Genomic DNA, 24,964 nt, shown 5'->3' on the forward strand with positions numbered 1-24,964 from the left:
GCGCGGCGTCGCAAGCCGCGGCCAGCCAACGCGGTGCGCATGGCGGCTAGCCGACGCCGCGGCTGGTCAACGGGGTGCACATGGCGGCTGGCTGACGCGCCGGCCGATCAACGCGGCGGCTGATCGACGCGGCGCGCATGGACGAAGTGCTCGACGTTCCCCTTCGGCCCGCGCACCGCGCTGTCGACCTGGCCGACCACCGAGAAGCCCGCGGCCTCGATGGCCTGGCGCCCTTCGGCGATCGCCGCGAGGCGGGTCGCCTCGTCGCGGATGACGCCGCGGCCGCGGGCGGCGGCCTCGCGGCCCGCCTCGAACTGCGGCTTGATCAGCGCCACGAGATCCCCCGAGGGGCGGAGCAGGCGGGCGATCGCGTCGATGAGGCGGGAGATGCTGATGAACGACGCGTCGACGACGACGAGATCGATGGGGACGTCGAAGTCCTCTCGCTGGAGCTCGCGGGCGTTGACCCGATCGCGCACCTCGACGCGCGCATCGGCGCGGAGCTTGGCGGCGAGCTGGCCGTAACCGACGTCGACGGCGAAGACCCGCGCCGCGCCGCGCTGGAGCAGGCAGTCGGTGAAGCCGCCGGTCGAGGCGCCCACGTCGACGCACGTCTTCCCGGCGACGTCGAGGCCGTGCGCGGCGAAGGCCGCGAGCGCGTGCTCGAGCTTGTCGCCGCCGCGCGAGACGAACCGGGGGCCGGAGGCGACGTGGACCTCGGCGTCCTCCGGGAGCAGCGTGCCCGGCTTGTCGATGCGGCGCGGCCCCGAGGTGACCTTGCCGGCCATGATCAGCGCCTGCGCCTCGGTCCGCGAGCCGACGAGCTTCCGGGCGACGAGCAGGGCGTCGGCGCGCACGCGGGTCATGGCGCCTCCGTCCTGGGCAGGGGCGCCGCGAGGCCCGCGGCGCCGGGGGAGGGGGGGACGGCCGCGTCGTCGGAGAGCGCCAGCGCGTCGCCGTGGAGCGCCCGCGCCACGGCGGCGAGGCCGTCGCCGATGCGGGGGCCCGGGCGCAGCACCACCTCGGCGTTCAGCGGGCGCAGGCGCCCCTCGCGCACGGCGCGCAGGGATCTCCAGCCGGGCGCGTCCCTGAGCGCCGCCAGCCTGGAGGGGCCCCGCATATCGCCGTCGCTGGACGTGCCGTCGAGCAGGACATCGGGATCCAGCACGAGCAGCTGCTCGACGCTGATCGACGGGTAGGGGCCGCCGCGGGTGATCACGTTCTCGCCGCCCGCCAGACGGATGAGCTCATCGGGGAAGCTGCCGGGGCCCGCGACGAAGAGGGGTGAGGTATCGTAAAGAAGGGCGGTCCGGACGCGCGGGGCGGCTTTCGCGGCGACGGCCTGCTCGACCGCCCGGCGCCAGGCGCGGATCCGGCCGATCGCCTGCTCCGCGCCGGGCGTCGCATCGAGCCGCCGCCCGAGCTCCGTGAGCATGTCCTCGATCTGCGCGAGCGACTCGGTGTCGGGGAAACACGTCGCGATCCCGTGCGCGCGCAGCGACTCGTCGAGCGCGGGCCCCGCGGGGCCGCGGGCGCCGACGACGAGGGTCGGCGAGAGCGCGATGATCGCCTCGATGCTCGGATCGGCGTAGCCGCCGACGCTCGGCAGGCGGAGCACCTCGGGCGGGTGGTCGCAGTAGCGGGAGCGGCCGACGAGCGCCGCGCCGGCGCCGATCGCGCAGACCGCCTCCGTGGTGCTTGGCGACAGCGAGACGACGCGCGCTCCCGCCGCGCGCGACGGGGCGGTGCGCCCGCACGCCGCGAGCCCGAGCGCCGCGAGCCCGGCGAGCGCGGCCCGCCGCGAGAGCGCGCGGCCCGGCGCGCCCGGCAGGAGCGAGGCCCGCGCGGCGCCTGGCGGGAGCGCAGGCCCCGCAGCGCCCGGCAGGAGCGCGGGGCCGGCGGCGCTCCGCGTGGAGGAGCGCCGCTCGTCAGCCAAGCCGCTCCCGGCCGCGCAGCCGCCGGAGGCTCGCGAGGGCGCCCAGGCTCGCCGCCGCGAGCACCCAGGGGACCGGCTGCGTCGGATCAGGCCGCGGGTTGGCGCTGCAGGACCCGCTCCCCTCGTCGTCTGCGGAGGGCTCCGAGACCTTGGCGCAGAAGCCGGGCTCGCCGTTGCAGCTGTAGCCGTCGGGGCATGCCGCTGCCCCGTTGCAGGGCCGCGTGCAGTAGCCGTCGAGGCACGCGTTTGCAGGGCACTGCTCCGGCTGCCCGCACGCGGCGCCGACCTCCGCCGAATAGGCGGGATCGGTGGGGTAGCCGGTCGCCCAGGGGGGGGCCTTGTATCCTCCGGCACGGGCGGCGCGCACGGTCGTCTCTTTAATCCATTCCGCCCAGCCGTACACATAGCCGTAGATCGGATACTCGCAGCCCGTGGCCCCGCGCGAGGTCACGCCGATCACGCGGTGCATCATATCGAGGCTGGGTCCGCCCGAGTCTCCCTCGCAGATGCCGGTGTCCCCGACCCACTCCGTCGCCTTCACCAGGGATGACGGGCAGCCGTCAGCCACGCAGTCGATGAACAGCCTGTCGCGGCGCCGCCGCAGGCCCGCGCCCGTGCTCGCGTCGTTCGTCGCCCCGAAGCCGACCGCGTAGTACTCCTCGCCCTCCGCGAGGGGCACGTCGACGCGCGGCACGAGCGGCACGGCCTCGCTCTCCGGGATCGGCTCCTCCAGGATCAGGATCGCCTGATCGTTGCCGCAGAACGCGTCCGTCCCCTCGCCGGGGAGCAGCACGACCTCGCTGCCGCCGTAAAAACGCGCGTACCTGCCGATCTCCGCGTCGGTCGTCACGAAGATCCGCCGCGCGAGGTGCGTGTCCGTGAACCTCGTGGATCGACAGGTGATCTGGCCGTCGAGCTCATTGGCCATGTCCGACACGCAATGACGGGCCGTCAGCACCACGTTCGGGGCGATCAAGCTGCCGGTGCAGATCGCGCCGATCTCGTCGTTGTAGATGCCCACGACAGCCCTGTCGCCGTCGTCGAGATATCCGTCCTGAATGGCATCCGGCGCCTCACCGATCTCGTCAGGAGGCTCCTCCAGGGCGGAGCTGCACGCTGTCGCAGCGAGTCCCAGGGCGAGGATCAAGGCGACTCTGGGCAAGCAAAACGACATCGAAAGCCTCCAAATACTGCAATGTCTGCGCGCGCTGCGGGCGCCGCAAGGAGCAGAAGATTCTAGAGGCGAAGTTGCGGTCGTGCACGCGCGCCGGGGGCGATGACCGACTCGCCTCGTTGCTTCCCCCACATAACAGAGAGCTCTTGCAGGATCGTCCGCCGCGTCGACGCCGCACGCCGCACGCCGCCATGGCGGCGCCAGGAACACGGCGGCCGCTCCCCCGTGAAATACCGCGGGAAAGCGCGTGGCCCGGGTGTTGCGGGGCGGCGTGGCCGTGATCGATCCCGTGCTGCTCTTCGGCCTGGCGCTCGCCGCGGGCGCGCCGCTCGCCCTCTCTCCGCTGGCCACGGCGCTCGGCGCCGCGCTCGCCGCGGCGGCGCTCCGCCGCCGGGCCGGCCGCGCCGCGCTCGCCGCCGCCGGGGTGGCGCTCGTCGTGAGCGGCCTCCGCGCCCGCGCGCTGCTCGACGGCGCGGACGCCGCCTACGATGGCGCCCTCGCGCTGCTGCACCCGCCGGCGCGCTGCGAGGTGGCGTGCGCCGTCGTCGGCTCGCCGGTCGTGGTCGGGGCGGCGCAGCAGCGCTCCGCAGCGGCGCCCGGGGTGGACGACGAGCCGCCGGCCTCGCGCATCGACGTGGAGCTCTCCGGCGGGACGTGCGGCGGGCGAGCGCTGCCGGGGCCGCTCCGGGCGCGGCTCTACGGCGCGCCGGTGGACCTCGCGCGGGGCGACCGGCTCGAGGTCACCGTGGACCTCGCGCCGATCCACCTGTTCCGGAACGAGGGGCTCCGGGACGGGAGCGCCGCGATCGCGCGGAGCGGGATCGTCGCGAGCGGGACGATCGTGGAGGCGCGGCGGACGTCGGAGGGGCGCGCGATCGACGTGCGCGCGGCCGTCGATCGCGCGCGGGCCTTCGTGCGCGGGCGCATCGAGGCGACGTTCCACCCCGACGCTGTGGCGCTCGGGCGCGCGCTCGTGCTCGGCGAGACCGACCTCGCGCCCGAGGACCAGGAGGCCTTCCGCGAGAGCGGCCTCGCGCACCTGCTCGCGGTCTCGGGGACCCACCTCGTCCTCGCGGTGGCGGGCTTCGCCGCCGCGCTCCGCGCGATCCTCGTCCGCGTCGGGCCGATCGCCGCCCGGTGGGACGCCGGCCGGATCACCGCGGCGCTGTGCGTGCCGGCCGCGTGGCTCTACGCCGACTTCGCCGGCGGCGGCGGCTCGGCGATGCGCGCCGCGGCGATGCTCAGCTGCGCGATGGGCGCCCGCCTCCTGGGCCTCCGTCCGGTGGGCGTCCGCTGCTTCGCCCTGTCGCTCGCGGGCGCCGCGGCCGTGGATCCGCTCGTCGCGTGGGATCTCTCGTTCGGCCTGTCCGCGGCCGCGACCGCCGGGCTGCTCTGGTTGCAGCGGCCGCTCGCCGCGCTGCTCGTCCCGGGCGAGAAGGAGCGCGGCGACGGCGGCGCCGAGGGCGGGTCGTCGCCGCGGGAGCTCGCGCGCAAGGTCCTCGCGCCCCTCGCGACGACGCTCGCCGCCATGTTCGGGTGCACGCCGCTGCTGCTCCTGAACGGGGAGACGTTCCCGCTGCTCGGCGTGGCGGCGAACGTCGTCGCCGCGCCGATCGGCGAGCTGGCGGCGCTCCCGTTCTGCCTCGCGCACGCCGTGCTCTCGTGGGCGCCGCCGGTCGAGCGCGGGTGCGCGCTCGTCGGGTCGGGCGCGCTGCTCGCGGTCCGCGCCGTGGCCCGCGCCTCGGCGGACACCGGCGTGGTGCTGCGCCTGCCCGAGCCGTCGCCCGCCCAGCTGGCCGCGCTCGCCGCCGCGATCGCGATCGCGTGGGCCGCGGAGCGCCGCGGCCGCCGGCTCGCCGCGCTCGCCGCCGGCGCCGCCGCGTGGCTGCTGCTCGAGGGCGTCGCCACGCGCGCGGGCGCGCCGCGCGGCGTGCTGCGCGTCAACGTGCTCGACGTGGGGCAGGGCGACGCCATCCTGATCGACCTCCCCGAGGGCGGCGCGATGCTCGTCGACGCGGGCGGCTTCGTCGGCAGCCCCGTCGACACGGGCGCGCGCGTGCTCCGGCCGCTCCTGCGATCGCGCCGCCGCGCGCGCCTCGATGTGGTCGTCCTCTCGCACCCCCACCCCGATCACTTCGGCGGCCTGCCGGCCACGGTGGAGGGCGTCGAGGTCGGCGAGCTCTGGGACACCGGCCAAGGCGAGGCCGAGGGCGCGGGCCCGGTCTACCGGAAGCTCCTGTCGGACCTGCGCGCGCGCGGCGTGCCCATCGTGCGGCCCGCCTCGCTCTGCGGCAGGCCGCGGGTCCTCTCGGGGGCGACGATCGAGGTGCTCGCGCCGTGCCCGGAGCTCCACCCCGACCGGGGCGCCAACGACAACTCGTTCGTCGTGCGCATCACCTACGGGGCTCGATCCGCGCTGCTCGTGGGCGACGCGGAGCACGAGGCCGAGGACGCGCTCGTGGCGCGCTACGGCGCCGCGCTCCGCGCCGACCTGCTCAAGGTGGGGCACCACGGCAGCCGGACATCGACGGGCGCGGCGCTCCTCGCGGCCGTCGACCCCTCGATCGCCGCCGTGTCCTGCGGCGTCCGCAACCGCTTCGGGCACCCGAGCCCGGAGGTGCTCTCCCGCCTCTCGGCCCACGGCGTCGCGATCGCGCGCACGGACCGCGGCGGCGCCCTGACCTGGGAGACCGACGGCGAGCGCGTCCTCTGGTCCCGCCCGGGCGAGCCGCCGCACCCGGCCCCCGGTTCCCGCGGCCGGGGGGCCGCCGCCGGACACGCTCCGGAGAACGGTGGGCCGTGAGCTGGAAAAAATCGCCGCTCCGGACGGCTGTCAGCCGGCCTCCCCATCCTTGCGCCTGGACGTCCCCTGAGGGACGCTGGGCCGATGTCTCGTAGCGCGATGACGACCACGATCCGCCGCCGCCTGGCGGGCGAGATCGGTCGTATCGACAAGCAGGCGCCCTTCCGCGTCGCGCTGTCTTACCCCTCGCCGTACCGGGCCGGAATGAGCTCGCTCGGCTTCCTCCAGATCTACAAGACCATCCAGGCCGAGCCCGGGATGGCGTGCGAGCGGGCCTTCCTCCCGGACGACGAGGGCCAGGGCACGGACGGCCCCCCGATCACGTACGAGGGGCTCCGCCCCATCTCCGATTTCCCGGTCATCGCGCTCTCGGTGGCCTACGAGCTCGAGCTCGCCGGGGTCGTCCGCCTGCTCGAGCTGGCGGGGATACCGGCGCTCCGGGAGGAGCGCTCCTTCCGCGATCCGTTCGTCCTCGCGGGCGGTCCGCTCACGTTCTCGAACCCGCTGCCGCTCGCGGTGTTCGCCGACGCGATCATCATGGGCGAGGCCGACACCCTGGCCGTGGAGGTGCTCCGCCTGCTGCGGGACGCCTCGTCGCGCGAGGCGGCGCTCGACGCGCTGGCGGCCCTTCCCCACGTCTTCGTCCCCGCGCGCCACGGCGCGGAGATGCCCCCGGTCGCGCAGTGCGACAACGCGCTCCTGCCCGCCTGGTCGCCGATCCGCGCCGAGGAGACCGAGCTCTCGAACATGTTCCTCATCGAGGCGGAGCGGGGCTGCTCGCGCGGGTGCACCTACTGCGTGATGCGCCGCTCGACCAACGGCGGCATGCGCATCGTCCCGAAGGAGCGCCTCCTCGAGCTCATCCCCGAGGACGCGAGGCGCGTCGGCCTCGTCGGCGCCGCGGTCAGCGATCACCCGAAGATCGTCGAGGTGGTCCGGACGCTCGCCGAGCGGGGCTGCGAGGTCGGGCTGAGCAGCCTCCGGCCGGACCGGCTGACCGACGAGTTCGTCGGCGCGCTCCGGCTCGCGGGCTACAAGACGCTCACGACGGCGATGGACGGCACGAGCGAGCGGGTCCGCGAGACGCTCGAGCGGCGCGCCCGGCCCAGGCACCTCCAGCGGGCCGCGGAGCTCGCGCGGCAGCACGGGATGAATCGGCTCAAGCTGTACCTGATGGTGGGCGTCCCCGGCGAGACCGACGCCGACGTCGACGAGTGCGTCGCGTTCGTCACGGAGCTGTCCCGGATCGTACCGGTCGCGCTCGGGATCGCGCCGTTCTGCCCGAAGCGCAACACGCCGCTCCACGGCGCGCGCTTCGCCGGGATCGACGTCGTGAACAAGCGGCTCGACCGGCTCCGCCGCGGGCTGCGGGGCCGCGCGGACGTGCGGGCCACGAGCGCGCGCTGGGCGTGGGTCGAGGCGGTGCTCGCCGCCGGCGGCGAGGCCGAGGGGCGCGCAGTGCTGCAGGCCGTGCACGCGGGCGGCTCGTTCCGGGACTACGAGCGCGCGTTCGAGAAGATCAAGCGGCCGGAGCCGCCGCGCCGGCAGAGCCTGCCGCTGCTCGCGGCGGGGTGAGCGGGGCGGCAGCCCGGCCCGGAGGGTGCCACGTGACGATGAAGACGCTGACCCTCTTCACGCGCGAGCGATGCCACCTCTGCGAGGAGGCCCACGCCGCGCTCGAGCGCGTGCGCGCCCGGCTGCCGTTCGAGCTCGCCGTCGTCGACCTCGACCGGGAGGCCGGCCCGGAGAAGCGAGCGCTGTACGACTGGGAGGTCCCCGTTGTCGAGCTCGATGGGCGGAAGATCATGAAGTACCGCGTCGACGAGCGGCGGCTCGAGCGGCTGCTCTCCGGCCCGGAGTGAAGCCCCCGCGTCGACGCGCGGCGGCGGGGCGTTTCGGCCCGCTTTCGCCCTGCGCCGCGCTACGCTATGCGAACCCCCGTGAAGTGGACGACCATCGCGCAGCTCGCCTTCATCCTCGTCGCTGCCGTCACGGTCTACGGCTTCGTGCACGCGGCGCAGAATGACCAGCGCACGACAGGCTGCGAGGCCATCTGCGCCCTGCGCCCCGCGTACGCCGGCCGGAACCGGCTCGCGCCGGACTTCGAGCTGCCGGACATGAACGGCAAGCCCGTCCGGCTGTCGTCGTTCCGGGGCAAGACGGTCTTCCTGAACTTCTGGACCAAGACCTGCGCCCCGTGCCTGCAGGAGATGCCGGCGCTCGCGGAGCTCGGCCGGATCGCCCAGTCGCGGAAGGACATCGTCGTCCTCACGGTCTCGACCGACGAGGGGCCGGACGACGTGCGCGACGCGCTCAAGGTGGCCCTGAACGGAGACCCGCCGTTCCCGGTCCTCTTCGACCCCGAGTCCAAGGTCGTGATGGACCAGTACGGCACGCAGCTCTACCCGGAGACGTGGATCATCGACCCGAACGGGATCATCCGGGCCCGCTTCGACGGCGCGCGGGACTGGTCGAGCAGCCTGGCCATCGAGGTGGGCGAGGTGGTCTCGCGCTGGGGCAGCTGCCCGGCCGATATCTACAAGAGCAAGCCGCGCGCCGGGTCCGTCGACGTCTGCACCGACGACTCCTGAAGGGCTCATTGCTCCGAGGGCGAGAGCGCCTGGGGTCCGCCCATGCAATGAAGCTTGAAGCTGCCAGCGTGCTCGCAACTCCGGCGCGCGCTCGCGCCCTCGAAGCGGCCGCGGGAGGCGCGGACCGGCAGGCGCGAGGTTATCGGCAGCCCGCTGCCGTATATGTCTTCCCGGCCGGACAGCAGTAGATCATGGATCCTTTGCAGCCCTGCGTGCAGGCGCCTGCGCCCGCTACGCGGTCCCATCCGCAGGAGCGGCCGCCCGGGCAATAGGGTATGCAGGAGCCGCCCACGGAGCCATAGCCCGAGGGACAGCAGTGCACGGCCTGGTTCCCGCTTTGACACTCGCTGGAGCCGGACCAGTCCGAGAGAGAGCAGCAGAGCCCGGAGCCGCAGGCCGTCAGCGCCTCAGACGCCTCCTCCACCTCTTCGGTGACGGCCTCGCTCGATAGGCTCTCGTCCGTCACCACGTCGGCCGGATACGCCATACACCCCATGAATACGCCGACAAAATGACGCAGAGTCCAGCAATGAAACGTCGCATGATGCCCTCCTGGAATGGATCGAGGCGCCTCGCGCGACGATCACCTCGTGCGCTGTCCTCGATGGTTCGTTCGCCGCTGTCCTCGGTTGTCTGACAAGGTTCGTTGTTTCTTTCGTCGCTTCTTGGGGCGATTCGACGCGGGATTCTCACCCCGCCTCGCCGGCGCGGTGCTCCGCAGGGCAGCGGCCGCGCCCGGGTGGCTCTGCCCCGAGAGCCGCCCCCACGCCCGACGGCAGTACCCGATCGTCGCCCACCCCGAACGGCGATCCGCCGTTCCTGGTCCTGTTCGACCCCGACGCCGAGATCGTGCTGGACACGTACGGCACGCAGCTCTCCCATGAGACGTGGATCCTCGATCCGGCCGCGATCCTCCGGGCCCGCTTCGGCGGCGCGCGGGACGGGTCGAGCAGCCTGGCGCTCGAGGTGGGCGAGATGATCGCGCGCTGGCCGCTTGGCGCACCCGCGAAAGATCGTTATGTGAGTCACCCATCATGACCGCCCGGAGGCCGACGTCGCCGACAGCGCACCCGCCGCAGCCGCCCGCAACGGGTGAGGGGGGCGACGGGAGCGCCTCGGACGAGCGGGTCGCGGCGGCGCGGCAGGCGCTGCTCGAGGGGGTCGGCGCCGAGATCGCCGCGTCGTTCCCCGGAATCACCCGGCTGGGTGGGCAGGTCGTGGCGGCGCTCTACCTAGCGGACGAGCCGCGCTCGATGGATGAGCTCAGCCAGGAGCTCGGCCGCTCCAAGAGCAACATCTTCGCGAACCTGCGCGGCCTCGAGGCGGCCGGGATCATCGAGCGCCGGCGGGAGTCGGGCGCGCGGCACGACTCGTTCGCGCTGCGCGGCAAGTACCCGGACGTGATCGTCGGCGCCTACCTGGGCCGCCTGCGCCGCGTGGTGCAGGACAAGCGCGCCCTCGCGCGGCGCGCGCTCTCGCTGCTCGGCGACGCGCAGGGCCCGGAGGCCGACGCGATGCGCTCGCGGCTCGACGACCTGTCGCGCAAGTACGACCTGTTCGCCGACCTGATGGAGCAGCTCCTGCCGTCGATCGACGGCCCTGTCGATCTCGAGCGGCTGATCGCGCAGGTGCCCGAGGCGATGGTCCGCTCCCTGAACGCGGCGGCCCGCGTCGCCTGGGCGGCGGGCGACGCGATCAGCCGCCTGAGCGGCCGAGCCGGTCGCAAGCGGTAGCGGCGGGCCGCGTCACCCGCGCGGCGGGCAGTCCCGCATCTCGATCAGGATGCCGGTCGACGTCTCGATCCGGTGCATCAGGTTCACCTCCCGGGTGACCGGGGACGGCGTGATCGGGTTGGGCGCGGCGCCCACGATCATCGGCCGGTCGGGGTCGCCGTCGACGAAGACCATCAGCACCTCGATGCCGGGCTTGAGCGGGAAATGGATGCCGTAGTTGGGCCCGGCGTGCGGCTGGATCATCCGCACGAGCCGCGAGGGGAACGCGCGCGAGGCGGGATCCCCGGCGTCGAAGTGGAAGCGCACCCGGTAGCGCCCCTGCTCGTCGATCGGCGAGACCTCCCCGATCTCGCCTTCCGGGAGCGGCTCCACCAGCGCCGTCACCACCCCGTGGATCTTCGGCCGCGGCGCCGTCCGCGGCGGGCGGTAGGCCTGCCCGGCGCGCACCAGGCGCGCGCGGTTGACGTACTCCTGCTCGCCGCCGGCCCCGCCCTCGATGGCCACCGGCTGCACCGCGCGGTGCTCCACCTCGACGGCCAGGAACCGCTCGCCGTCGAGCCGCGGGTGGCCCTCGAGCGCGAAGACGGCCCCGGGGATCAGCCGGAGCTCGTCGCTCTGGCACTCGAAATAGCGGCTCGACGAGGCCCGCTCCTCCGCGCGGATCTGCGCCAGCTGCTGGCCCTCCTCCGGCGTCTTGTGGTGGGCGCCGTACTCGACGACGCCGCCCCCGAGGCCCGCCGGCGACTCGTGCGCTGCCGTCATGTCGAGCCGTGGCGTCCGGTAATTGTACTCCTGCATGACGTACGTCGCGGGGAAGGCCCTGGCCTGCTCCCTGAGCTCGAACATGTCGCGCCGCTCGCCCCGCGGCCGGAACATCACCGCGTCGCCCCCTGGCAGCGGCTGGAAGCCCGTCGGCTCGTCGGTGAACACCATCACGTCGCGGCCCGACTCGTGCTCGAAGAAGAACGAGATCCCGAGGTGCTCGGCGAGCCGCGAGATGAAGGCCAGATCCGTCTCCTTGTACTGGACGATCATCTCCCGCTCGGGGTGATCGCGGTAGAGGCGCATCACCACGTCCTCGGGCCCGAGCCCCACCATCGCGAGCTTGTGCTGGATGAGCTTTGGCACGCTGATGTCGAGGAAGACCTGCTGGAGCTCCACGAGCGTCGCGCGGAACGCCCGCGGCGCGAGCCGGAGCCGGTAGGAGCGGAAAGCGGTCTCCGTCTCGTGCCGGTCCTCGACCTCGGCGATCATGCCGTGCACGGTCCGCTCGTCCGCGCCCTGGACCTCGAACACGAGCGCCGCCGTCGCCCCCAGCACCTGGTCGATCGAGAGCTCGGCGCCGTCGCTGCACACGACGTCGATGTCGTACGAGAAGAGCTGGCCGATGGCCTCTTTGCCGTGCACCCCGCGCACCCGGACGAGGTCGCAGGAGAAATCGTCGGAGTCGAGCCGCAGGATCGGCGCCTGCCGTGCCCGGTCCCGGAGCGCGGCCTTCGCCTCTTGAAGCGCTTCCATCGGCGCCGTGCGCGGCGGGCGCAGCGCCGATCCCGCCGCGCCGAGATCGCGGAACGGCAGGTGATCGGGCGCCCCTGGGCCGCCCTGGGACGGCGGGAGCTCCCGCACCCCTCCGGCGGTCGCCCCCGGGCGCAACGGCGGCGCTTCCCGCGGCCCTCCGGCGGTCGCCCCCGGGCGCAACGGCGGCGCTCCCCGCGGCCCTCCGGCGCTCGCCCGCAGCGGCGATGACGGCCCCTCGCGAGGCCCTCCGGCGCTCGCCTGCACCGGCGCTTCGAGGAGCTCTCGATCGTCCGGAGACGGCGCTGGCGGGGCATCATCCGGCCCGGCCGCCTCCTCCGGGCTCTCAGCGCACGCCGCGCGGGTGATGGGCTCGCTGCACGGGGGCCCTGCGTCGGGGGCCTCGCGGATGCGCGCGGCGGGGGACCCCGCGGCCATCGTCACGCCGGTGGGCGCGCGGTGCGCCGTCGCGGCCGTGGGCTCACCGCACGGCGGCGCGGCGGTGGGTGGGGACGGCTCGCTGCACCTCAGGGGTTCCGTCGGCTCTCGGTTCATCGTCGCGCCTCCTCCGCGGCTCGCCTGGTACTGTACCCGACGCGGAGGCACGCATGGGTACGCGCGAGGGTGAGGGTATCAACGGGAAATACCTCCTCATCGAGGTCCCGAATTTCAACGACGCGGCGTCCGACGCCGAGGCGATGGGCTCGTATCTCCGCCTCGGCGCGGTCAAGGACCCGAGCCTCGCCGCCAACCCGGGCGCGCCGAGGGCGACCGGCGAGGACCTCGCCGCCCGGGTGACCTCGTTCATCGACGACACCCGCAAGCGCGACGGCTGCCCCGATTTCATCCCCGAGGCCGAGCGGCAGGCCGAGACAGCAAAGCTCCACACCAAGGGCGGCTGGCGCGACCACTCCGACGGCAACCGCATCACCACCACGCGCGGCGACAAGGTCGAGGTCATCAAGGGCAATTACCGCATGCTCGTCCTCGGCCGGCAGGAGGACACCGCCGGCTGGGACGTCTCCGGCGGCCATATCCAGGACGCCACCGATCTCTGGACCGCCGCCACCACCATCGAATGGGTCCAGAACTACAACGGCACCTGGAAGGTCACCGAGAAGACCGAGAAGGGCGACGTCGACACCACCTATCACGGCGACACGTTCGATCGCTTCTATGGCAACAAGCAAACCAGCATCACGGGCTCCGAGGCCCCCACGGCCGAGCGACCGAACCCCACCTGCCTGAGCTCCACCTGGGCGCAGCGGATCGAGTCGTACACCGGCTCGGCGGCCTGCCCTGTGCCGCTGATCTCCGACGAGACCTGGGCCGACCAGATCGCCAGCAAGACGACGGCGACCGCGATCCGCGACGAGACAACCGCGCAGACGATCTCCAGCACGACGAGCGCCACGTCGATCAGCGACGAGACCGCCGCGAGCACCGTGTCCAGCACGACGACCGCCTCGCTCGTGTCGGACACGACCATCGGCGAGGTCCAGTCGGTCACCATCGGCAGTACGAGCGACGTCACCATCGGCAATGCGGCGTCGATCACCGTCGGCGCCACCGAGGAGGTCACGATCGGTGGCCTTGTCGAGCTGACGATCGCGGCCATGCTCGAGGTCTCGCTCACGGCGGGGGTCTCGATCAACATGGGCCCCAAGGCCGAGCTCAACCTGACCAACCGGCAGGAGCTCTCCGACTTCCGCACCAACGTGAAGAACATCTGCGCGAGCGTCTCGTCGGCCGAGTCGGTGAGCACCGGGGCGTACAACCTGATGTCCGGCGTCATCAACCTGTTCTGATGCAGACCAAAAACCTCACGCCCTTCCCCTTCGGCGCCAAGGTCTGCTCGCGGAGGCCGCCGCAGCCCGAGGTGGTCCTCGTCGTCCGCGGACGGTTCTCGCTCCGCCTCGGCGAGCCGCTCGCGCCGCTGGAAGGGCAGCTCGCGCAGGGGGCGCTGACCGCCGAGACCTTCGAGGGAGGCGACGGCGAGCGCGACGGCGAGCGCACGTACCCCGGCGATTTCGCCGACTGGAAGCCGGCCGCGGATCTCCTGCTCCGCGGCGCCTGCCACCCGCCTCCCGGCGAGCCGCAGCGCGAGCACCCCGTGGGCTTCGCGGTCGGGAGCTGGTCGAAATCGCTGCTCGTCCCGGCGCCGCGCGAGGGCCGCCTGGTGCCCGCGCCCTTCGGGCCGATCCACCCGGACTCGCCCGAGCACCGCCGGATGCTCGGCAAAGAATACGGCCCCTCGTACAGGAAGACCCGCGCCCCGTGGTACGCCGAAGACTTCGACTGGGCCTATTTCCAGGCCGCCCCGCCGGATCAGCGCCTCGCCGGCCACCTGCGCGGCGACGAGGAGGTCACGCTCTTGAACCTCCACCCCGCCGCGCAGACCGCCTCCTTCCGCCTGCCAGGCCTCCGGATCCGCGCGGTCGTCGAGGACGCCCAGGGCCGCGTGCAGGACGCCCGCATGAGCCTCGACACGCTCTTCGTCGAGCCGGACGCGGGCCTCGTGACCCTGACCTGGCGCGGCCACGCCGAGGTGGCCGAGGACGATCTCGCCGACGTGCGCGCCGTCGTCATCGCCGCCGAGCCGCTCTCGGATGCGCCGCTGCCGCTCGACAAGTACCGGGAGCAGCTCGCCCAGCTCGCCCGCGATCCGCGCGGCCTCGAGGATCTCCCGCCGGAGGTGCGCGACGCCTACGACCTCGTCCGCGACGGCGCGCCGCGGCCGCCGCGCGCCGCCGCGGACGAGGCGGATCCGGTATCGAAGCTCCTCGCCGAGCGGCTCGGCGGCCTGCACGCGCCGGAGCAGGACCGCGTGCGGCAGCTCGTCGCGAAGCTCCGGGCCCTGCGCACCCCCGAGGGCGTCGACCTCGAGCGCACCATCGCGCAGGCGCTCGCGCGGCTCCCGGCGCAGCGGCAGGCCGCGTACCTCCCGGCCACGCCCGCCGGCACGCCGCGCGTCCCCATGGGCGGCGCGCTCGACGCGCTCGTCGCGCGCGTCGAGAAGCTCCGCCGGGACGCGGCCGCGCGCGGGACGGAGCTCGAGGGCGTCGAGCGCCTCGACGCGCTGCTCCGCGACGCCCGCCTCCGCGAGATCGTCCCCGGCTACCGGCTCCCCGGCGAGGCCGCGGCGCCGCCGCCCGAGCCCGGTCCCGGCGCCGACCTCTCGGGGCGCGATCTCTCCGGGCAGGACCTCTCGGGCCGCGACCTCTCCGGGGCGAAGCTCTCCGGCGCGCTCCTCTCGGGGGCGAACCTCTCGGGGACGAACCTCTCGAACGCGGATCTCTCGCGGGCCGTGCTGTTCGAGGCGAACCTCGAGGGCGCCGCGCTCGAGGGCGCCGACCTCTCCCAGGCGAACCTCACCGGCGCGCGCGCCGCGGGCGCCGATCTGCGCGGCGCGACGCTCGACCAGGCCATCTTCACCCGCGCCGATCTCGCCCGCGCCCGCCTGGCGAGGGCGCGGGGGCGCGGCGCGCTGCTCGACGCGGCCGATCTCCGCGAGATCGACGGGGAGGAGCTCCACCTCGACGGCGCCGTGCTCCAGGGGGCGAAGCTCGATCGGGCCTCCTTGCGAGGCGCGTCGCTCGTCGGGTGCATGTGCGCCGGGTCCTCCGCGACGGACGCGGATCTCACGGGCGCGTCCCTGCCGCGCACGAGCTTCGCCGACGCCGATCTCGAGCGCGCGACGCTCGTGGAAGCGCGCGGCGAGGGCGCGGCGCTGCTCCGGGCGAAGCTCGACGGCGCCGACCTCCGGTATGCGTCCCTCCCGCGGGCGCACCTCTCGTGGGCCTCGGCCCGGGGCGCTCGCTTCGCGTGCGCGGTCCTGCGCGGGAGCCGCTTCTACCGCGCCTCCCTGGAGCGCGCCGACCTCGCGCAGGCCGATCTCTTCGGCGCCGACCTCTGCAAGGCGCGCCTCGACGGCGCCTCCTTCGCCGGGGCCAGCCTGTACGGCGCCCGCCTCGAGGGCGCGAGCGCCGCCGGCTGCGATTTCAAGGGGGCGAACCTGCGGCGCTCCAGCCTGGAGGGCGCGTGAAGAGCGTCGAGGAGCTCCTCGACCGCATCCGCGCCGGCGCGCCGCTCCAGGGCGCCCGCCTCGATGGCCTCGACCTCCGAGGCCTGGATCTCACGAACCTCGATCTCGCTCGCGCCCGGTTCCTTCGCGCCAGCCTGCGCGGCGTGCGGCTCGCGGGCAGCACCCTCTCGGGCGCGCACTTCGTCGAGTGCGACCTCCGCGACGCGGACCTCGCGGGCTGCGCGCTGGACGGCGCGCTCGTGCTCGGCTCGAACCTCGAGGGCGCGCGCCTCGCCGGCGCGCGGCTCGCCCGCGCGAAGCTCTCGTACCAGCGCCTCGCCCGCGCCGATCTCTCCGGCGCGACGCTCACCGAGGTCGAGGCCGTGGGCTCGGACTGGTCCGGCGCCCGGCTCGCCGGCGCGACGATCGAGGGCTCGCGCCTCGACCTCGCGAACCTCGAGGGCGCGGATCTCACGGAGGCCCGCATCGCGCGCTCCTCCTTCACCCGCGCGAACCTCGGCCGCGCGCGCCTCTCCCGCGCCCGCGTCGAGGCCGGCGCCTTCGTGGGGGCCGATCTCACCGGCGCGGACCTCGACGGCGCGGAGCTCGACCGCGCGGTCTTCGTCAAGGCGGACCTGCGCGGCGTCCGCTTCCCGAAGCGCATGCACGGCGTGGTCCTCGACGAGGCAAAGCTCGGCCGACCCGAGCTCGCGGGCAAGGACCTCGCCGGGACGGACCTCACGGGCGCGGATCTCTCCGGCCTCGACCTCTCTGGCGCGGATCTCTCCCTCTGCTCGCTGCGCGGCGCCGACCTGCGCGGCGCGAGCCTTCGCGGCGCCCGCCTCGAGCGCTCGATCCTCTCGGACTGCGATCTCACGGGCGCGGACCTCCGGGGCGCGAGCCTCCTCGGCTGCGACCTCTCGCGCTCGATCCTCCGCGGCGTGGACCTCTCGGGCCGCGATCTGGAGTCGGTGATCCTCATCGAGGCCGATCTCGAGGGGGCCGATCTCACGGCCGCGCGCCTCATCCGCTGCATCCTCGACCGGGCGCGGCTCGCGCGCGCGAACCTGACGCGCGCGGTGCTCCAGCAGGCGCTCCTCCGCGGAGCCGCGCTGGAGGGCGCCGTGCTCGGCAAGACGATCTTCGATCGCGTCGATTTCACCGGCGTGGATCTTCGCGCCGTCTCCTTCGCCGGCCTCACGGTGCACCGCTGCGCCTTCATGGAGGCGAACCTCGAGCGGATGAGCCTCCGCGACTGCGATTTCATGGGCAGCGATTTCTCGAAGGCGAACCTGCGCGGCGCCGATTTCGAGGGATCCATCCTGACGCAAGCCAGGCTCCGCGAGGCCGCGCTGGACGGCGCGAGCCTGCCGAATGTCGTGGCGAAGGCCGCCTATTTCGGCGGCGCCTCGCTGCGCGGGGCGAAGCTCTCGCGGGCGATGCTCCGGTACGCCACGTTTACCCGGGCGGACCTCGACGGCGCGAACCTCGCCGCCGCGGATCTGCGCGAGTCGATGCTCGATCATGCCGAGGCCCGCGGCGCGCTCTTCCTCTCGGCGCGCCTCGAGCGCGCCAATCTGTCGCACGCGCGGGTCGAGGAGGCCGACTTCAGCGAGGCCGATCTCGGCGGCGCCAACCTGCACGCCCTCCACGACAAGGGCGCGCGCTTCTCCGGCGCGAGGCTGCTCGGCGCGCGCCGGACGGACGTCGATCGGCTGGAGGCGGAGGCGTACACGCCCCCGCGGCCGCCCCGATAAGAGCGAAAGGAGCGGACGCGTGCTGCCTGCGAGCAACAACGGCGCCGGGATGAACATCGGGTTTCCGGACGTGTGCCTGACGCCGGTGGGGCCGGTGGTGGTGCCGATTCCGTACCCGAACTTCGCGCTCAACGCGATGGCGGTGAATTTCTCGGTGAAGGTGAAGGTATCGATGATGAACGCGCTGAACCTCGGCACGACCATCCCGATGACCTTCGGGATGGAGCCCGGGGTGGCGCACCCGCTCTACATGGATGTCGGGGCGTATGTGGCCGGCAATTCCAAGGTCATCATCGAGGGGCTGCCGGCGATCAACCTCACCTGTCCCACGACCGGGAACGCCGGGAACAACGCGGTGGGCGCGGTGCTGGTGCCGAGCGCGGTGAACGTGTTCTACACGTGCGCGGCGGCGCCTGAGGAGGTGCTCCCGGGCGCGGGGAACGTGGCGCATGCGCTGTTGAGCGATGGGATCGGGGTGATCCGGATCCGGGTGTTCTCGCTGGACGTGCCGGCCTTGGTGTACCGGGCGATACGCGCGCTCCAGGCGGAGGGGATGCGGGAGCTGGTCATCGATTTACGGGACAACCCCGGAGGAGAGCTGCGGGCGTTCGTGGAGCTCGCGGGGGATTTCCTGCCGGCGGGGAGCGTCGTGGCGACGGTGACGGACGGCGACGGGGACGAGGTGGTCTATCGCTCGCGGCAGGAGGAGCCGTATCCGGTGCCGGTGACGGTCCTGGTGAACCGCGGGACGGCGTCGGCGGCGGAGCTGTTCGCGGGGTGCCTGAAGGCGCACGGGCGGGCGGGGATCGCGGGGGAGAGGACGTACGGCAAGGCGGTCGGGCTCGCGCTGTGCGCGGGCGAGGAGGGCGCGCGGATGGCCGCGGCGGTGCGGGTGACGCTGCCGGGCGGGGCGGAGGTGCAGGGGGTGGGGGTGAGACCGGGGCGCGACGTGGGGACCGCGGGGGGGAGCCGTGAGGCGTAACAAGGAAACGAGCCCCGGCGGTACATCGATCCCGCGCAACGGAGCGACGGGCGGTGGAGGAAACGCTGCTACCATCGTCAATTCGGTCACCGCTCACCTCCCTTCGGGGCAGACGACGGCGACCGTGGCCCCCGCGACCGCCCTGGCGGTCGCCGGGGCAATGTTCGGCGGCCCCATCGGCGCGGGCGTGGGCTTCGCGGTAGGCGGGGTCGTAGGAGCAGCATTGGCCCGATGGTACTGGGGCGGGGGAGCCACCACGACGACACCGACGTCGGCCCCGACTCCGGCCCCGGCCCCGGCCCCGACTCCGACTCCGGCCCCGACTCCGGCCCCGACTCCGGCCCCGACTCCGGCCCCGGCCCCGACTCCGGCCCCGACTCCGACTCCGGCCCCGACTCCGGCCCCGGCCCCGACTCCGGCCCCGGCCCCGGCTCCGGCCCCGACTCCGGCTCCGGCCCCGACTCCGGCCCCGGCCCCGACTCCGGCCCCGGCCCCGACTCCGGCACCCGCTCCCACCGCGGAAGAGCACGAGCATCACGCTCTGTCCCGAATGGCCAAGCAACTGATCAGTGCTCTCACGATTGCATCAAACTCCCCTGACGCCAATCTGAACCGCTGGGCGACGCATATGCTCGGAAGGCTCAGGCCATTCGCAGGTACAGACCACTACTTCTGGGGAGCTCAACAGGCGAGGACCAGGGCGGACCTCGAGAGGCTGCAGATCGAGCTCGCCCAGCAGGAGCACGATGCTCACGCACGCCTGAACGCGGTATCGGCCAGGCTCGATCGCTTCAAGCCTGACAACCGCGACACCTGGGATTTCAACCCGGTGCAATACGCGGCAGGTCTCCGCGAAGCCGATATCACCGACACCCCGGAGAACAGGGTGATTCTGAACAACCTGCGGAATGGATACCTCAAAGATGAGCACATCAAGGGCACCAGAACAGGGATGAGGTATCACAGCCACATCAACGGCGGATCGGGGGGCATTCTGTTCGAATACCGCCAGCAGCCCGATGGCACCGTCACGCCGTACGTGATTGACGTGGCCAGCAAGCGGATTCACGGTAACGACTACGTCTGGAAGAAAGGGCCGAAAGGCCCTCCCTATTGATGAGATCCGTGGCCGCAGCCCCTGAGACCCCTGGTGACTCGATGGCTCCATGCCCTCCAGCTACCCCAGGTGGATCTCCTTCCCGTTGATCGTCATCGTCTCTTCGGTCAGCACCGTCGCGCTCTTCGCCTTCGTCGTCGCCGACCCGTCCACCACCGTGTGGCTCTCCCGCGCGTGCAGGCTGAACAGGTCGGTCACGCGCTGGACGAGCGACGCCGCCTTCTGCACCAGCGTCCCGGCGAACACCCGCACCTTGTCGCCGTGCAGGTCCACCTCAGGCCCCCGGAGCTCCACCCCCCGGTCCCCGGAGAGCCGCAGCGCCCCGCCCGCGGCCCGGACGTCGACGTCGCCTTGGAGCTCCAGCGTCACCTTGCCGGTCCCGTGCAGGACGCCGATGACATAGAAGCGCGCGCCCCGGCCGATCACGAGGAGCACGTCGCCCACCGCCGGCGCATACGGGAGCGCCAGCGCCATCGTCGCCTCTGCGCTCTCGCCGTCCGGCAGCTCGATCACCACCGTCTGGCCGCGGGCTTCCAGCACGTGCGCCGGCCCCAGGTACTCCTCGGCGCGCGCGGACGTGGCGCGCTCCCGAACCACGGCTCCCTCCGACATGGTTGGTCCCTCCATCCTCGCTCCGGCTCAGTCCTTGCGGAAGCGCTTGTACAGGCTGCCAAGGAGAGTGGGCTGCTCTCGCTTCGGCGCGGACGGCGCCGGGGCCGGCGCGCGCGGCTCGGGCGAGCGCTCGACCTCGGGATCGCGCGCCGGCGCGGGCAACGGCTCGGAGGCGCGCGCCGGCGCGGGCGTGGCGACCGGCGCAGGTGCGGCGGCCTGCGTGGGCGCAGGTGCAGGCGCAGCGGCCTGCGTTGGCGCAGATGCAGACGCGGCGGCCAGCGTTGGCGCAGGCGCAGGCGTTGCGATCTCCACGGGCGTCGGCGCAGGCGTGACGTCTTGCGCGGGCGATGGCGCCGTCTGCGCAGGCGCGGCCTCCGGCTCGCTCAGCTCGATCGTGCCCTCCAGCGGCGACGCGATCGCCGGGACCGCCGCCGCGCCGCCCGCCGCCCACGGCGCGCTCGGGCGCTCGCCGCCCTCCCGCTCGCCACGCGCCCCGGCAGGCGCGATCGGAAACGGCGCGCTCACCGCGTCGTCCTGGCCCGGGCCTCGGACCCTCACGGGCGGCAGGGGCACCGTGCGCGCCTCGCGCGGCCTCGCCCCGCCCCCCGCCGGAGGCAACGTGTCATCGAGCGGGAACGTCCCCTCGAGCGGGTGCGCCCCGTCACGCACCGGCTCTCGCCTGACCGCGCCGCCCGCGACGCTCACCGGCGCATCCACGACGTCGTCCTCGCCGAGCCGCACCGTGGAGCTCCAGTCCGTCCGCTTCGCGCTCTCCCCCGCGGCCGCGCCCGCCGCGCTCGGCGCGCCCGCAGGCGCCTCGCTGAGGTCCGGCCACGGCACCGGCTCGTCCCCCACCTCCACGCCCACCGCGGCGCGCAGCGCCGGGAGCACCTCCTCCGAGGCCACCTGGAAGCTCCCGCGGAACACCACCGCGCAGCGCTCGGCGTCGGGCTGCACGATCAGCGTGTCGCCCACGAGCGGCAGCCACCGCGCCGCGCCGTTCGGCAGGAGGATCGTCGCGAGCGCCCGCAGCGCCGGCAGGCGCGTCGCCAGCGTCGGATGGTGCTGGCTCAGGCCCTCCAGCACGATCTCCTCGCCGCCGAGCACCCGATCGAACCGCTGATCCGCAGGCGCGGACTGGAAGTACGACCAGTCGAAATCGTCCGGGATCGACGCGATCCCCTCCAGCTCGGCGCGCGCGAGCCCGCGGAGCAGCCGCGTCCGGCTCGGCACGATCGGCGGGATCGGCCCGAGGCCCGCCGGCGCGCGCCCCCCGCCCGGCGGCAGCAGGTTGGGCAGCGCGCCGCCGCCCTCGCCGGCGCCGACGCCGAGCGGGTTCTCCGGCTCCCCGGGGCCGCCATACGCACGCTGGTACTCGATCGGCATCTTCACGAACGGCTCGGGCAGCGCGACCGCCGCCGCGCCGCCCGCCCGATCGCCCACGACCTCGAGGCTCTTGTCCACGAGCGCCGCCCCCGCGCGCAGGAGCGCGAGCCGCACCGCCATCCGCCGGAGCGGCGCCCCGCCCGGCGCCCACGCGTGCCCGGTGAGCACCACCTCGGCGCGCCCCAGCCACGGCGCGAGCTCGCTCGCCGCGAGCAGCGGCTTCATCGGGTTCCCCCGCGTGTAGACCTCGCTCCGGACGATCTCCAGCGGCTCGATCCGCCGCGCCTCGCCGCCGGGGACCATCGCGAACGTGGCCTTGGCGACGAGGGTCACATGGAGCTGGCCGCGGCTGCGCCACAGCGTCGCGCCCGCCGCGACCGGGCCGGCGCGGAGGACGTCGAGGGCAGGACGCGCGGTGGTCATGGGCGAGGGCGCCGCGCCCGCGGGCCAGCGTCAGTTCGTGTTGAGCTCGACGCGCAGGAGCTTGCGGCCGATGAAGAGGTAGTCGCCGTGGGCGAGCTCGCGCTCGCTCTTGATGCGCACGTAGGTGCCGTTGCGGCTGTTGAGATCGGTCAGCGTGAACTTGCCGTTGTGCTCCTCGAGCCGGCAGTGCGAGCCCGACATGTACAGGTCGACGGGGAAGTTCAGGTCGCCGCCCTCGCGCCCGATCTGCAGCGAGGTGCCGCGCGCGCAGACGGTCATGCCGACCGCGCCGCCCTGGAGCACCTGCGTGAGGCGGAACGGGCTCGGGTGCTTCGGCGAGGAGTAGAAGAAGGTCCCGTCCGGATCCTGGCCGTCGGAGGCGCGCGGCGTCGGATCGAGCCGGAAGAGCTGCTCGCCCGCGAGGAACGTGTCGCCCGGCGTGATGTCGATCGTGCCGCGCACGCGGATGTACACGCCGTTCAGCGAGCCCTCGTCGCGCACAACCAGCTTGCCGTCGCGGTAGAAGAAGTTCGCGTGCTTCGGCGAGACGAACGGGTCGTCCGGGAAGACGAGCTGCCCGTTGCGGCCGACGATGTGCTGCTCCGCCTTGAGGTGGAACGAGAGGCCGTCCATGCCCTCGCCGCGGATGAGGATCAGCTTCGCCTTCGCCGGGTTCTGCATGTCCCCGAAGAACAGCGTCTGCGCGTTGAGGATCTCGGGCGGGACCGCCGTTCCGCACCTCCCACAGAACTTGTGGCCCGAGGGGACACCGCTCGAGCAGGAACGGCAGACGTAGTTACGGGCTTGCTCCATCAGCTCCTCCTGGGAGAGTTCGGCGAATTCGCTCTTGGACGAGGTGGTCTTGGGGCCCCGGCCCTGACCGCGCGCGCTCGTCGGGTCGAGCCGGGCGCCCGCGCTGCCGGCCGCGGGCGTCGGGGAGCGCCGGGCCGGCGTGGTCGTCGAGCTCGCCCGGCGCGGCGTGAACAGGGCCAAGTCGTTCGCGCACTCAGGGCAACGCGCGGTGCCCATCGGGCTCCACAGGTCGCACTGGCCACAGACGATGCCAATCTCGTTCTGCTCGGTGTGCAAACGTCTCCTCGGTGCATTGGAGGACCGCGGATCGCGGTTCTCCGACCCGCGCCAGTGGAAGGCCGCCGTGGCGGACCTCCGACCGATGAAGCGAGCCAGGACGGGAACCCGGGCCGCTGCTGGCGCTCGATCCCCGACCCGGGTGGAGAGAGACACGGTTCTAGACGTCGATCAGCGGAGGGGTCAAGCTCGAGGTGCGCCGGCCAGGTCGACGGCCGGCCCTGCTCAGCGCACGAAGGTGAAGCGGCGCCGGTCGTCGCTCCAGCCGGCGCCGCCCCAGAGCCGGAAGACGATCCGCTGGTTGCACGCGGCGCGCGGCTGCAGGCCGTAGTCGCGCGAGTCGTCGTGGTAGCTCCGGTTGTCGCTCAGCAGGAAGACCGTGTCGGGCCGGACCTCGACGCGGTGGCGGCGCTCGAGCGGGGGCCTGCGCCCGGTCGCCCGGGCGTGGAGGCCGGGGCCCATCATCACCATGTCGCACGAGAGCTGCACCGGGTTGCCCGTGGCCGGGTCGGTGATGCTCACCTTGGGCTCGGCGCACGCCGTCTCGGGGTCGTAGCTCTGCCCGTTCACGAGGAGGACGGTGTGGTCGACCTCGACCTTGTCGCCCGGCAAGCCCGCGATCCGGCCGACGATGTGGCTGCCAGGGGCCTCGGGATCCGGGCACCGCACCAGCTCGCCGAAGCCGGGCGTGCCCCGCGTCAGCACGACGACCACGTCGCCCGGGGCGAGGCTCGGCGCGAGCGAGGCGCCGAGCATCGGATCGTTCGGCACCTTCCAGACGTCGAGCACGAGCGCGCGGAGCACGACGCCGAGCAACAGCAGGGTTCCCAGGATCCAGAGCAGCCCGTTGAACAGCTTCCGCATGCAGCGGCGCAGCCTAGCGCAGCTCCGGCCGCGGGCGTCGGGCAAGCGCAGCTTGAAGGCGCGGCGGCGCCGTCAACGCAGGCACCCCCGGTACGGCGGAAGCTCGCTCGGGCTCGCGCCCGCCGCGATCTCGCGGGCGGCGGAGAACAGCTCGGGCCACACGTCGAGGCGGCTGAAATACGAGGTCCCGGTGGTGTGCTCGTCACCGTCCATCACGCTCGACGAGATGACGCCGACGACGTCGCCGCCTCGATCGCTGCGCGCCGGCCCCCCCGAGTCGCCGGGGCAGATCGAGGCGATCGCGACGAACTGCCCCGGGTTCACGGCGTCGATCGTGCCGCCCAGCCGCGGCGCGAGGTGGATCGGGTCGCGCGAGAGCGCGCAGCGGCCGAAGCCGTAGGGCGTCACCTGCTCCCTGGACACCGGCTCACCCTCGATCCGCGGCGGCAGGGTCGGGATCCCGACGAGGCGCCGCGACAGCACGAGGATGGCGATGTCGCCCTCGCCCGACGTGTACCCGCAGTCCGGCGACACCACCGCGCGGACCGTCACGTCGCCCCACGGCAGGTGGTCGCCCCCGAGCTCGATCGAGATCGCCTCGGGATCCTGATCGCGGCGCAGCGTCCTGCCGTTGTCGTCGCGCGCCGCGACGCAGTGGTGCGCGGTGAGCACCAGGTCCTCGGTGATGAGCGTCCCCGTGCACGTCACGTCGGTGACGATCCGGACGATCGCGTCCTCGTTCGTCGCCAGCTCGAACGGAGGCCGGAGCTCGAGCGGGCGCTGCTCCATGCCCGGCTTCGCCGCGGGGATCGGCAGCCCCGCGTTGGTGATCGGCCGCGCACAGCCCGCGGCGACGGTGAGGGCGAGCGCGATCGCCACGGCGGCGCCGCGTCGGTACAACCCTGACCTTGCGGTCGCAAGGGCGCCCAGCGTGCGAGCTTGCGGCTGTTCCACCTGA

At 73.6% G+C, this 24,964-nt stretch carries 20 protein-coding genes; 11 read left to right on the forward strand and 9 right to left on the reverse strand.

All coding sequences use genetic code 11. From position 1 onward, the window contains the following. Window positions 1–107 precede the first annotated feature (107 nt). The 3 genes from WMF19_RS46860 to WMF19_RS46870 are packed head-to-tail and all read right to left on the reverse strand — an operon-like array spanning window position 108 to window position 3,110. On the reverse strand, window positions 108–866 hold the full coding sequence (locus tag WMF19_RS46860; RefSeq protein WP_437325997.1) for a TlyA family RNA methyltransferase: 759 nt from the start codon (window positions 864–866) through the stop codon (window positions 108–110). Further along, window positions 863–1,936: an ABC transporter substrate-binding protein gene (locus tag WMF19_RS46865; protein ID WP_437896280.1), complete on the reverse strand. Its 1,074-nt coding sequence runs from the start codon at window positions 1,934–1,936 to the stop codon at window positions 863–865. Before WMF19_RS46865 ends, WMF19_RS46860 begins: the two co-directional genes overlap by 4 nt. Then, window positions 1,929–3,110: a trypsin-like serine peptidase gene (locus tag WMF19_RS46870; RefSeq protein ID WP_437896281.1), complete on the reverse strand. Its 1,182-nt coding sequence runs from the start codon at window positions 3,108–3,110 to the stop codon at window positions 1,929–1,931. Before WMF19_RS46870 ends, WMF19_RS46865 begins: the two co-directional genes overlap by 8 nt. Window positions 3,111–3,357: 247 nt before the next feature. On the opposite strand from WMF19_RS46870, the gene WMF19_RS46875 reads away from it, so the two are divergent. The 6 genes from WMF19_RS46875 to WMF19_RS46900 all read left to right on the forward strand — a co-directional run bounded on the left by WMF19_RS46875 (window position 3,358) and on the right by WMF19_RS46900 (window position 10,237). Then, window positions 3,358–5,913 (forward strand): DNA internalization-related competence protein ComEC/Rec2, encoded by a 2,556-nt coding sequence (locus WMF19_RS46875; protein ID WP_437896282.1) that lies wholly within the window; start codon window positions 3,358–3,360, stop codon window positions 5,911–5,913. A gap of 84 nt (window positions 5,914–5,997) precedes the next feature. After that, window positions 5,998–7,488: a B12-binding domain-containing radical SAM protein gene (locus tag WMF19_RS46880; protein ID WP_437896283.1), complete on the forward strand. Its 1,491-nt coding sequence runs from the start codon at window positions 5,998–6,000 to the stop codon at window positions 7,486–7,488. A 38-nt stretch (window positions 7,489–7,526) separates the two neighbouring features. Further along, window positions 7,527–7,775 (forward strand): glutaredoxin family protein, encoded by a 249-nt coding sequence (locus WMF19_RS46885; protein WP_272101817.1) that lies wholly within the window; start codon window positions 7,527–7,529, stop codon window positions 7,773–7,775. A 78-nt stretch (window positions 7,776–7,853) separates the two neighbouring features. Next, a complete protein-coding gene (locus tag WMF19_RS46890; protein WP_272101816.1) occupies window positions 7,854–8,504 on the forward strand; it encodes a TlpA family protein disulfide reductase in 651 nt (216 codons plus the stop codon). A gap of 849 nt (window positions 8,505–9,353) precedes the next feature. Continuing rightward, window positions 9,354–9,542: a hypothetical protein gene (locus tag WMF19_RS46895; protein WP_437896284.1), complete on the forward strand. Its 189-nt coding sequence runs from the start codon at window positions 9,354–9,356 to the stop codon at window positions 9,540–9,542. After that, complete coding sequence (locus WMF19_RS46900; RefSeq protein WP_437326005.1) at window positions 9,539–10,237, forward strand: GbsR/MarR family transcriptional regulator; 699 nt, start codon at window positions 9,539–9,541, stop codon at window positions 10,235–10,237. The genes WMF19_RS46895 and WMF19_RS46900 overlap by 4 nt, the downstream gene beginning before the upstream one ends. Before the next feature lie 12 nt (window positions 10,238–10,249). Here WMF19_RS46900 and tssI read toward each other — a convergent pair whose 3' ends face one another. Beyond that, window positions 10,250–12,307 carry a type VI secretion system tip protein TssI/VgrG gene (gene tssI / locus WMF19_RS46905; protein ID WP_437896285.1) on the reverse strand — a complete coding sequence of 686 codons (2,058 nt, stop codon included), beginning with the start codon at window positions 12,305–12,307 and terminating at the stop codon, window positions 10,250–10,252. A 53-nt stretch (window positions 12,308–12,360) separates the two neighbouring features. On the opposite strand from tssI, the gene WMF19_RS46910 reads away from it, so the two are divergent. The 5 genes from WMF19_RS46910 (at window position 12,361) to WMF19_RS46930 (ending at window position 19,632) form a co-directional block, all read left to right on the forward strand. Further along, window positions 12,361–13,560, forward strand: coding sequence for a hypothetical protein (locus WMF19_RS46910; protein ID WP_437896286.1), 1,200 nt, complete (start codon window positions 12,361–12,363; stop codon window positions 13,558–13,560). Then, a complete protein-coding gene (locus tag WMF19_RS46915) occupies window positions 13,560–15,797 on the forward strand; it encodes a pentapeptide repeat-containing protein (RefSeq protein ID WP_437896287.1) in 2,238 nt (745 codons plus the stop codon). The genes WMF19_RS46910 and WMF19_RS46915 overlap by 1 nt, the downstream gene beginning before the upstream one ends. Continuing rightward, entirely contained in the window at window positions 15,794–17,533 is a 1,740-nt protein-coding gene (locus WMF19_RS46920) for a pentapeptide repeat-containing protein (protein WP_437896288.1), read from the forward strand. The genes WMF19_RS46915 and WMF19_RS46920 overlap by 4 nt, the downstream gene beginning before the upstream one ends. A gap of 19 nt (window positions 17,534–17,552) precedes the next feature. Then, window positions 17,553–18,515, forward strand: coding sequence for a S41 family peptidase (locus WMF19_RS46925; protein ID WP_437896289.1), 963 nt, complete (start codon window positions 17,553–17,555; stop codon window positions 18,513–18,515). A 550-nt stretch (window positions 18,516–19,065) separates the two neighbouring features. Continuing rightward, the gene (locus WMF19_RS46930; RefSeq protein WP_437896290.1) at window positions 19,066–19,632 is read left to right on the forward strand and encodes a hypothetical protein; all 567 of its coding nucleotides are present in this window, start codon (window positions 19,066–19,068) and stop codon (window positions 19,630–19,632) included. Window positions 19,633–19,692: 60 nt separating this feature from the next. On the opposite strand, the gene WMF19_RS46935 is transcribed toward WMF19_RS46930, so the two are convergent. The 5 genes from WMF19_RS46935 to WMF19_RS46955 all read right to left on the reverse strand — a co-directional run bounded on the left by WMF19_RS46935 (window position 19,693) and on the right by WMF19_RS46955 (window position 24,906). After that, on the reverse strand, window positions 19,693–20,244 hold the full coding sequence (locus tag WMF19_RS46935; protein ID WP_437896291.1) for a DUF3540 domain-containing protein: 552 nt from the start codon (window positions 20,242–20,244) through the stop codon (window positions 19,693–19,695). 27 nt (window positions 20,245–20,271) lie between these two features. After that, window positions 20,272–22,053, reverse strand: coding sequence for a DUF2169 family type VI secretion system accessory protein (locus WMF19_RS46940; protein WP_437896292.1), 1,782 nt, complete (start codon window positions 22,051–22,053; stop codon window positions 20,272–20,274). Window positions 22,054–22,083: 30 nt separating this feature from the next. Continuing rightward, on the reverse strand, window positions 22,084–23,142 hold the full coding sequence (locus WMF19_RS46945; RefSeq protein ID WP_437326014.1) for an FHA domain-containing protein: 1,059 nt from the start codon (window positions 23,140–23,142) through the stop codon (window positions 22,084–22,086). Between the two features lie 225 nt (window positions 23,143–23,367). Continuing rightward, window positions 23,368–24,006, reverse strand: a complete 639-nt coding sequence (lepB, locus tag WMF19_RS46950) for a signal peptidase I (RefSeq protein ID WP_437896293.1) — start codon at window positions 24,004–24,006, stop codon at window positions 23,368–23,370. A gap of 72 nt (window positions 24,007–24,078) precedes the next feature. Further along, window positions 24,079–24,906 (reverse strand): trypsin-like serine peptidase, encoded by an 828-nt coding sequence (locus tag WMF19_RS46955; protein ID WP_437896294.1) that lies wholly within the window; start codon window positions 24,904–24,906, stop codon window positions 24,079–24,081. Between the last annotated feature and the right edge of the window lie 58 nt (window positions 24,907–24,964).

Origin of the sequence: Sorangium sp. So ce124, from assembly GCF_051525235.1 — a bacterium.
Taxonomy (GTDB): domain Bacteria; phylum Myxococcota_A; class Polyangia; order Polyangiales; family Polyangiaceae; genus Sorangium; species Sorangium atrum.